At 64.0% G+C, this 7,528-nt stretch carries 10 protein-coding genes; 3 read left to right on the top strand and 7 right to left on the bottom strand.

Annotated elements, in window-relative coordinates; translation table 11 throughout:
- Nucleotides 1-979 (bottom strand): ParB/RepB/Spo0J family partition protein (locus CHB69_RS19405; RefSeq protein ID WP_141134065.1); only part of this gene is annotated, 979 nt, incomplete at its 3' end.
- Nucleotides 980-1,183: 204 nt separating this feature from the next.
- On the opposite strand from CHB69_RS19405, the gene CHB69_RS19400 reads away from it, so the two are divergent.
- Nucleotides 1,184-1,801, top strand: coding sequence for an SOS response-associated peptidase family protein (locus CHB69_RS19400; protein WP_052208605.1), 618 nt, complete (start codon nt 1,184-1,186; stop codon nt 1,799-1,801).
- A 93-nt stretch (nt 1,802-1,894) separates the two neighbouring features.
- On the opposite strand, the gene CHB69_RS19395 is transcribed toward CHB69_RS19400, so the two are convergent.
- The 5 genes from CHB69_RS19395 to CHB69_RS19375 form a co-directional block, all read right to left on the bottom strand.
- On the bottom strand, nt 1,895-2,194 hold the full coding sequence (locus CHB69_RS19395) for a hypothetical protein (RefSeq protein ID WP_039577833.1): 300 nt from the start codon (nt 2,192-2,194) through the stop codon (nt 1,895-1,897).
- Between the two features lie 56 nt (nt 2,195-2,250).
- Complete coding sequence (locus CHB69_RS20635; RefSeq protein ID WP_245836974.1) at nt 2,251-2,469, bottom strand: hypothetical protein; 219 nt, start codon at nt 2,467-2,469, stop codon at nt 2,251-2,253.
- Nucleotides 2,470-2,630: 161 nt separating this feature from the next.
- The gene (locus tag CHB69_RS19385) at nt 2,631-3,872 is read right to left on the bottom strand and encodes a hypothetical protein (protein ID WP_089217542.1); all 1,242 of its coding nucleotides are present in this window, start codon (nt 3,870-3,872) and stop codon (nt 2,631-2,633) included.
- 3 nt (nt 3,873-3,875) lie between these two features.
- The gene (locus CHB69_RS19380) at nt 3,876-4,232 is read right to left on the bottom strand and encodes a DUF2958 domain-containing protein (RefSeq protein ID WP_281252670.1); all 357 of its coding nucleotides are present in this window, start codon (nt 4,230-4,232) and stop codon (nt 3,876-3,878) included.
- A gap of 5 nt (nt 4,233-4,237) precedes the next feature.
- Nucleotides 4,238-5,188, bottom strand: coding sequence for an ArdC family protein (locus tag CHB69_RS19375; protein ID WP_089217541.1), 951 nt, complete (start codon nt 5,186-5,188; stop codon nt 4,238-4,240).
- 244 nt (nt 5,189-5,432) lie between these two features.
- Here CHB69_RS19375 and CHB69_RS19370 point away from each other — a divergent pair, with 244 nt between their 5' ends.
- The gene (locus CHB69_RS19370; protein ID WP_052209007.1) at nt 5,433-6,098 is read left to right on the top strand and encodes an SOS response-associated peptidase; all 666 of its coding nucleotides are present in this window, start codon (nt 5,433-5,435) and stop codon (nt 6,096-6,098) included.
- Nucleotides 6,095-6,898, top strand: a complete 804-nt coding sequence (locus tag CHB69_RS19365) for a hypothetical protein (RefSeq protein ID WP_089217540.1) — start codon at nt 6,095-6,097, stop codon at nt 6,896-6,898. The genes CHB69_RS19370 and CHB69_RS19365 overlap by 4 nt, the downstream gene beginning before the upstream one ends.
- Nucleotides 6,899-6,912: 14 nt before the next feature.
- On the opposite strand, the gene CHB69_RS20330 is transcribed toward CHB69_RS19365, so the two are convergent.
- A partial coding sequence (locus tag CHB69_RS20330) for a hypothetical protein (protein WP_170935652.1) occupies nt 6,913-7,528 on the bottom strand: 616 nt, incomplete at its 5' end.

Here is a 7,528-nt window from a genome sequence, read left to right as displayed (position 1 = left end):
CGGCCTCGGCCCGCAGGGCGACGATCCGCGCTTCCTGCACCTCGGTCAGCGGCTGCACCTGGCTGGCGATGGCGCGGCAGTCCTCGTCATAGCCATAGGGAAGATCGACCAGCGTCTCGACCCACTTCCAGCCTTCGGCCATGACAGCGTCGCCTTCCGCGCGCAGCTTCTCATCGACCAAACGATCGAGCAGCGCGGGATCGGAGAGCCAGCCGCCATCGTCGGGTTCGAACAGGTCGCGGATCGGACCGGCGCCGCCCGCAGCGATATAGGCGTCCAGCCCGATGAAGCGGACGCGCTTCTCCGTCACCTCGACCTTGTCCTCCAGCAGCCTGGACTTGATGAACCAGGGCGACTTGTTGCTGCTGTGCGCGAGTTGCCCCCACAAATCCTCCTGGCGCTGGTGATCGTCGCTGACCGTGAACGCCATGAGCTGGTCGAGGGTCATGTCGCCTTCGGCATAGCATTCATGCAGCGTGGGCGAGACCGATGCGAGCTTGAGGCGCTGGCGCACGACGGCGGGGGTGACGCGGAAATGGGCGGCGATCGCTTCCTCCTGCTCGCCCTTGTCGAACAGGGTCTTCATCGCCCGGAACTCGTCGAGCGGGTGGAGCGGTTCGCGTTCGCTGTTTTCGGCGAGCGAATCCTCTTCAGCCAGGACCGGATCATTCGCGGCCTTGACCACGCACGGAACCGGGGCGTCCTTGGCGAGCCGCTTGCGCTTCACGAGGATCGCCAGCGCGCTGTAGCGGCGGCCGCCGGCGGGGATTTCGAACATGCCGGTGTCTTCACCAGCCTCGTCGAGCACAGGGCGGACATTGAGGCCGGTCAGCAGGCCGCGGCGTTCGATATCATTGGCCAGATGCTCGATGGTCACGCCATGCTTCACGCGGCGGACGTTCGATTGCGACAGGACCAGCCTGTCGAACGGAATGTTCCGGGACTGGTTGAGGGTGATCTTCGATGGGGCTTTCGCCATGACACGTCTCCATGACGGGCGGCCGGAAGACTCTCTCCCAGCCTCCAACCCGTCACGAAAACCAGAGCCTCCCTCTCACTCTATGGATCAGGCGATGTGTGGGAGGAGCGCTTGGTCCTTCGCCGAGATCATGAGGACTTCATGATCTCCTGCGATCCGTATCGACGGATTTACGGAGCCACGAGGCGTGGGGACGCAGAGGATTTGACGACGCTCTATCGCTGCCGGACCGCGCTGAGCGAAGTGCGAGACCATTTCGATGCCCGCGTTCCGGCTCGGGCCGCCTGGTCGGCCGAAGTCTGGCCAGAGCGCACCGGCCTGGTGGTGTATCGGAAAAACAGGGAGCGTTTCGCAGAGCCAATGCGATGGGGCATACCGCGGACAATTCTCGATGGGGTGCGCAACCGACGCGCCGTTTCGACGGCGATGTGGTTCAATCGCAGGAAAGTCGAGGAAACGGCGAGATTTCAGAACCCGTGGCGCTGCCTGATCGTCATGGACTCGTTCGCCTATCCGGCGGGCCAGTCGGGCGCACGCAAGCGCATGTGGTTCGGTGTCGAGGACAGGCCGATTTTCGCCTGGGCCGGCGTGTGGGCCGAGGTGGACGACGAAAAGCGCTTCTGCGGCCTGCTCGCGGAAGCAAACGACGTCGTACAGGGACGTTCCATGCCCGTCATCCTTGACCGCGATGACTATAATCTGTGGCTTGGAGGCCGGTTCGACAGGGCATCGCCGCTCGCCAACCGGCCCTATTCGGAAACACGAATGTATGAGGAAACGCTGGGAGAGCCGTGGAAGGGCAGCGGCAGCGAAGGACCGTGATGTCATCGGCGAACAAAGGCGTTCGTGTCACCTGACCGGCCTTGCGGGATCGGACGGCGGCGATGAACTTTTCGCGCATCTCGGCGGCGGATTTCACGCGTCGAGGTTGGTCAGCCGCACCACATAGTGATTGCCGTTGTGGCGATCGGAACCGAGATGCGTGCGACACGCAGCGACGATCCGGTCCCAGATCGCATCGGGCATGTCGGAATCGCTGCCTTCACCACTAAGGCCGGGATCGACCAGCACGACAACGTCGGAATATTCGTCAACCTCGCCGCCGGTGTGCCAGGTGAACTTGGGCCGGCGGTTGGCGAGCCAGGCCCGAAAGGCGGGGTCGGCAAAAAACTCGGGGGCATTGATGACCATGCCCCGGCAAAGCGTGATGTCCATGTCGAACTCCTGTCGATGGGGATATCGGGAAACGGCGACGCCAGCGCGGCGCGGCCTCAGCGATAGTCTTCGGGTAGGTCTTCCTCGGCCCCCTGCCAGACCACCTCGTCGCCCTCGTAAATGCGGACGAAGCCGCCGCGCCTGGGTATCTCTACGGGCGGCAACGGCTTCGCCGCGAAGTTGAGGCAGGAAAACTCCGCGACCGTGGACGAGAAGGCGAGCGGCTTGCCCGGCGCCGTGAGCACCCGGTCGCAGGCGCCGCTCGGCCGCTTCACGCGGCGGCGCGAGAGGCCGAGCCTGAAATATTCATAGTCACGCTCCTCCCGCTCCGAAGGCGGCGACTAGTGGCGGCACCAGCGGCACGTCCGAATGGTCGCAGGGGGATCGTCGTCGAGCGGCGGCCCGTTATTATGTCCCGCGCCGGGCGGCCGCCCGTTCACGGCCAGCTCTCCTCGAGCCAGCCCCGGATCTGCTGGCGCATGATGCCGATCGGGCCATTGACCTCGGTGATACGGGCGTCCGGAGCGATGCAGCGCAGATCGCGGAAGCCGTCGAGGAAGGCCCGCATCACCGCGATGTAGAGATGCCCGCCCGCGAGCGCGACGTCGGTGAATGGCCGCGTGCCGTGGTTGGAAAGCGAGGCGATCTGACAACCGGGCGAGTCGCCATAGGTATCGGGCATGCGCGCCGATGGCGGACGCGGCCAGCGCCGATTCATTCCGCCCGCGATCATGCGCTGGGCGAGATCGGGGGTCAGCCGGGCGTCATAATCCTCGATAGGCGAGCGGGAATCGAGAAAGCCGTAGCGGGCCGAGAGCACCGCGACCTTGACCCGCATCCGGTCGGGATTGACCGCGCGCACGGTCTGCCACAGCGGGCCATCGTAGCGGTCGATCGCATCGATCCAGCCTGTGTCCCGGCGCTTGGTCGCCGAGCAGGACAGGATCAGCAGCCGGTGGGGTGCGCGCCAACCGCGACCCTCGGTCGGGGCGATCCCGCGCTCGACCAGGCGCACCGTGACCGCAGTTTCCTCAGCGACCCGAGCAAGCCGCTCGATCAGCGCGAGATCGTCGCTGGAGCAGACCCCGCGCACATCGAAGGTGATACCTGGCTTCCCACCCGGATCGACAATCCGGTCGACGAACAGGATGCCCTTGCCGAGATTGCCGCAAAAGAGCAGCGTGTCGGCGTCGCTGGGCACGCCGCCCGCATTGACCTTGCGGCGTCCGATCTGGCGGAACGCTTCCTCGAAGGTGTTGGGGGTTATCGTGGCCCGGGGCTGGACACGGGCATGGAAACGCCAGCCCGGCCGGGTGATGTCGAGCTTGCCCACCTCGATCTGGTGCAGGAAGTCCGCGAAACTATAGGGATCGGCCGGATAGGGACATTCCCGCCAGAGCGCACGGATCGTGCGGCGGCGTTCGTCCGGAATGGCGAACAGGCGAGCGCGCGCCTTGCGCCATACGGCGGCGCGCTCATCCCGGCGGTCCTGCTGCTGGCGCGGCCACCATTCGGCGCGGCGGGCCATTTCCTCATCGACGCTGTGTTGCCCAGCCGCGACCATGTCGGCGAACAGCGGCAGCGCCTCGCGCTCGCGGCGCTGTTTGGTGAGAAACGCCGCGCGTTTGCGCGACGTTTCTTCATAGGCGGTTGGCTTGGGCCATTTGCGAAAGCGCATCGCTCAGCCCTCCCGCTCTAGCCGAGCGATGATGCGCTCAGCCGCCCGGATGCCGCGGGCTATGTCGGCGATATCGATCCACACCGAGATCGGCGCCGTCGTCTCGAACAGGATGTCGCGCTCGACGCCAAGCTGGAGCCCGACGTCGAGACCTTGCAATTCGGAAAGGCTGAAGGTGCCATAGTCGACGCAATCCATGTCGAGATCGGCGATGCCGTGCAGGGTATCGCCATCGGGTTCGAGCAAGGTCGCAAGCCACACGCCCGCGCCCACGGGGTTGAAGAATTTCGCGACCGGCAGATGGTCAGCGCTTGGGTCGGCCGCATTGGCGATGAGCTGCGCGCGCAGCTCCGGGGTCAGGAGGATTATGCCGCCCTCCGTTCGATCAGAGCGCCGCGGGCCTCCGCTCCTGCGGCATCGCGGAAGGCGAGCAGATAGTCGGCCGCCCTCGACGCAGCGCTGGCGGCGCGAACGATCGCGCGATCATCCGCCCGCATGATGTCGAGCCAAGCGCCGATATAGTCGGAATGGCGGACAGTGGGTTCGATGCCGAGGGCAGCGCAGACGAAGGCGCCAGCCATCTCCGCGACCAGTTCCTCGCGTCCATATGTCTCCGAACCGAAGCGGCCGCTCTGATCCCGGTCGAGGCGACCCCGGCTGCCCGTCCAGTGACCGAGTTCGTGAAAAGCCGTTCGATTCCAATTGATTGGATCGAAGTAGCGCGAGGGAGGTGGGACGCAGACCCGGTCGTTCGCCACGTCATAATAAGCCTGATCTCCGCCAATACGGAAATCCGCACCCGTCGCTGTGATCAGAGCTTCCGCTTCGGGAAGGATCTGATCGGGATCGGGTCGCGGGATCTCGGCGGTATAGGCGTCAGGCAGGCCTTCGCACTGGTCCAGGTTGAACACCGTGAAGCGTTTCAGGAACGGTATCGTGCCTGGAGTGCGGCCTTCCTCGGCAGCCTGGCGCCGTTCGTTGCCGGGGGTGAAGCGATGGGCGTAAACGACGGTGGTGCCGGTCGCGCCCTTGCAGACATTGCCACCGAGTTCGAGCGCCTGGCGGAAGGTCAGGAAAGCGTTGCTCGAAAAGCCCCGCGAGACCACCGCGTGCCACAGAATGAGAATATTGATCCCGGAATAGCAGCGGTTGCTCGACGCGTTGTGCGGCATCTGGAGCGGGGCCTTGGCCGATGCCCAAGGCTGGACCCAGGGAACGCGACCGGCTTCCAGCTCGGCAATGATCTTCTCGGTGATGTCCTGATAGAGGGTGGGCCGGTCATGACCTGCCGGCCGGGATTTGAACTTGCGTGCCATCGCATGTCTCCGCGACGGGTCGGTCCCGAGCCTCTCTCGCGACGCTCAACCCGTCACGAAAACCCGGCTTTCCTCTCACTCTTGCGGGGGCGTTGCGGGGGCGGCTGGCCCCCGCTCGAAGGGGTAGCGCAAGACCGCCTGTCGGGCTTGCGGTCAGGGGAAGCCTTTCCCCGCAATCCTTCCCGGCCAAACCACGCCAGGAGTATCGATTGCCCTGTACGGAAACGGCGGCATGATGCCGGAGATGTGCAACCTCTATTCTCTGGTCAAAGGTCAGGCGGCGATTCGCGAACTCGCCGAGGTCATGGCCGACCACACGGGCAACCTGCCGGAGATGGCCGGGATCTATCCTGATTACCCGGCGCCCATTGTCCGCAACCAGGAAGGTGGCCGGGAAATGGCAATGGCGCGTTGGGGTATGCCATCTCCGGCCTTCGCGCTCGAAGGCAAATCGGTCGACAAGGGCGTGACGAACATCCGTAACACGAAGAGTCCGCACTGGCGCCGCTGGCTCGGACCCCAATCACGCTGTCTGGTGCCGTTCACCTCTTTCAGCGAGCCGGACCAGTCACCCGGCGGCGACCGCAAGCCAGTCTGGTTCGCGCTGAACGAGGATCGGCCGCTCGCATTCTTCGCGGGGATCTGGACCCATTGGACCTGTGTACGAAAAAAGGCCGAAGGCGAGATAAGCTGCGACCTGTTCGGTTTTCTGACGACAGAGGCGAATGCCGAAGTGGGGCGCTATCACCCCAAGGCCATGCCGGTGATCCTGACCGAAAAGGACGAGTGGGATAGCTGGCTCAATGCGCCCTGGGATGAAGTTGCTGCGCTCCAGCGCCCCTTGCCCGATCACGCGCTGACTATCACAGGGAAGGGCGACAAGTCAGACGGAGGCGGTGAGCTTCTATGAGCAAGCGATCCAAGCGCGACACCCAAGGCGCAAGATCGAAATTCCCGCGTCCCGATAAGCTGGCGACGCTCCACATCGACACCGATAACGAGCGGTTCGTTTTCACCACCAAGGACATGATCCAGAACCAACTGAGGCGTGACGGCCCCAAGATCCGGCGGTCGTTCGATCTGGCGGCCAAGGATGATATCGCGGCGTGCAGCGCGGTGTTTGGACTGGCAGCCGGGCTGTGCTTTCGGCACCTGCCGCGCTTCGACGACAATGGATACAAGGCGACTGTGTCCCGGCTGCTGTCGAGCGCGATGAGCACCTATCTAGCGAGCATTGAGGTCGCTCGGCATGGCTATCGGCGCCAATATGGGATGCTTGCCCGGTCATTGATCGAGACGATCGCCACAGTGATCGCGATCGCGATCCGGCCCACGGCTCTGGAAGAGTTCCACGGCGGCACGCTACAATCCACAAAATGCGTCGGATGGGCGAAAGAGGTGCTGGAGCCGCTCGGCATGTATTATGGAATGTTGAGCAATCAGTTCGTTCATATCGGGCCAGCCCATGCCGCGTTCGAACCGTTACTGCGCTACACGCCGGATGATGAAGCCCTCAGCTTCATTGTGAGTTCGATGCGCGGAAATGTGTGGATGCTGTTCCTGACGGCCGAGTTGGTGTTTCACGATGAAATCGAGAATTGCCGCTACTGGAAGCCGATGGGGGAAGGCGTGGCATTCGATCCGTCGCCGGAAGAACGGCAGTGGATGGCCAGTTTTCTGATCACGCCGGATGAGCGAGCATCGGCGTGAACGATAGGTGAAGGTCACGTCGCCAGAAGCACTCTTGCATTGGCGAGAGCCGTTTCAACAAAGCGCGACGTGTACCCGAAGGCAGAAACCGGTTCCGGCTGGTGCGCCTTTCCCGGCGCGATGAGCTTCGTTCCCGCGACGATCTGAAACTGACTCACCTCAATGGGGTCGCCCTCGTGAAAGACGAAAACATCTTCTGTCTCGAAGTGATCCGCCGGGATATCCGCGAAGCTCTGGGCGGCGCTTCCCGGCAGATGCCAACCGATCGCGACCGCGTTCGCCTTCGTTGGCACCAGTTCCCAATGCTTGCCGCTGAGAGAGACTTCCTTGACCACATCAATGTGGACAAGGCCCATCGCGTGCTCGGCGAAGGTTGCGGCGACCAGATCCAGCCATGCTTCGGGCATTCCGCGTTTGCGCATGTCGTTCAGGCGGCTGTCGATCACGGGTTTCACGGCGCCTGCCAAGTTGGAGTCGGTATCGGGCTGAAGCGCCCATGGCCAGGCGATCTGAGGGGAACGTGGCACCCCAGCCTGCCGGGCGGCCGTGTCGAGGAGGTAGTCGAGCGACTGGAACATGGCGTTCGCAGCCTCGCAGGCGATCGGCTTCAACAGCGGGAACAGTCCGCGA

Source organism: Sphingopyxis indica (genome assembly GCF_900188185.1).
Classification (GTDB): Bacteria; Pseudomonadota; Alphaproteobacteria; order Sphingomonadales; family Sphingomonadaceae; genus Sphingopyxis; species Sphingopyxis indica.
This window is presented reverse-complemented; position numbering and strand designations above follow the sequence as displayed.

What these genes read in the sequence shown, in the direction of transcription:
- CHB69_RS19375 (WP_089217541.1), bottom strand. Translation starts at nt 5,188, where the DNA reads ATGGCACGCAAGTTCAAATCCCGGCCGGCAGGTCATGACCGGCCCACC.
- CHB69_RS19395 (WP_039577833.1), bottom strand. Translation starts at nt 2,194, where the DNA reads ATGGACATCACGCTTTGCCGGGGCATGGTCATCAATGCCCCCGAGTTT.
- CHB69_RS19365 (WP_089217540.1), top strand. Translation starts at nt 6,095, where the DNA reads ATGAGCAAGCGATCCAAGCGCGACACCCAAGGCGCAAGATCGAAATTC.
- CHB69_RS19385 (WP_089217542.1), bottom strand. Translation starts at nt 3,872, where the DNA reads ATGCGCTTTCGCAAATGGCCCAAGCCAACCGCCTATGAAGAAACGTCG.
- CHB69_RS19370 (WP_052209007.1), top strand. Translation starts at nt 5,433, where the DNA reads ATGTGCAACCTCTATTCTCTGGTCAAAGGTCAGGCGGCGATTCGCGAA.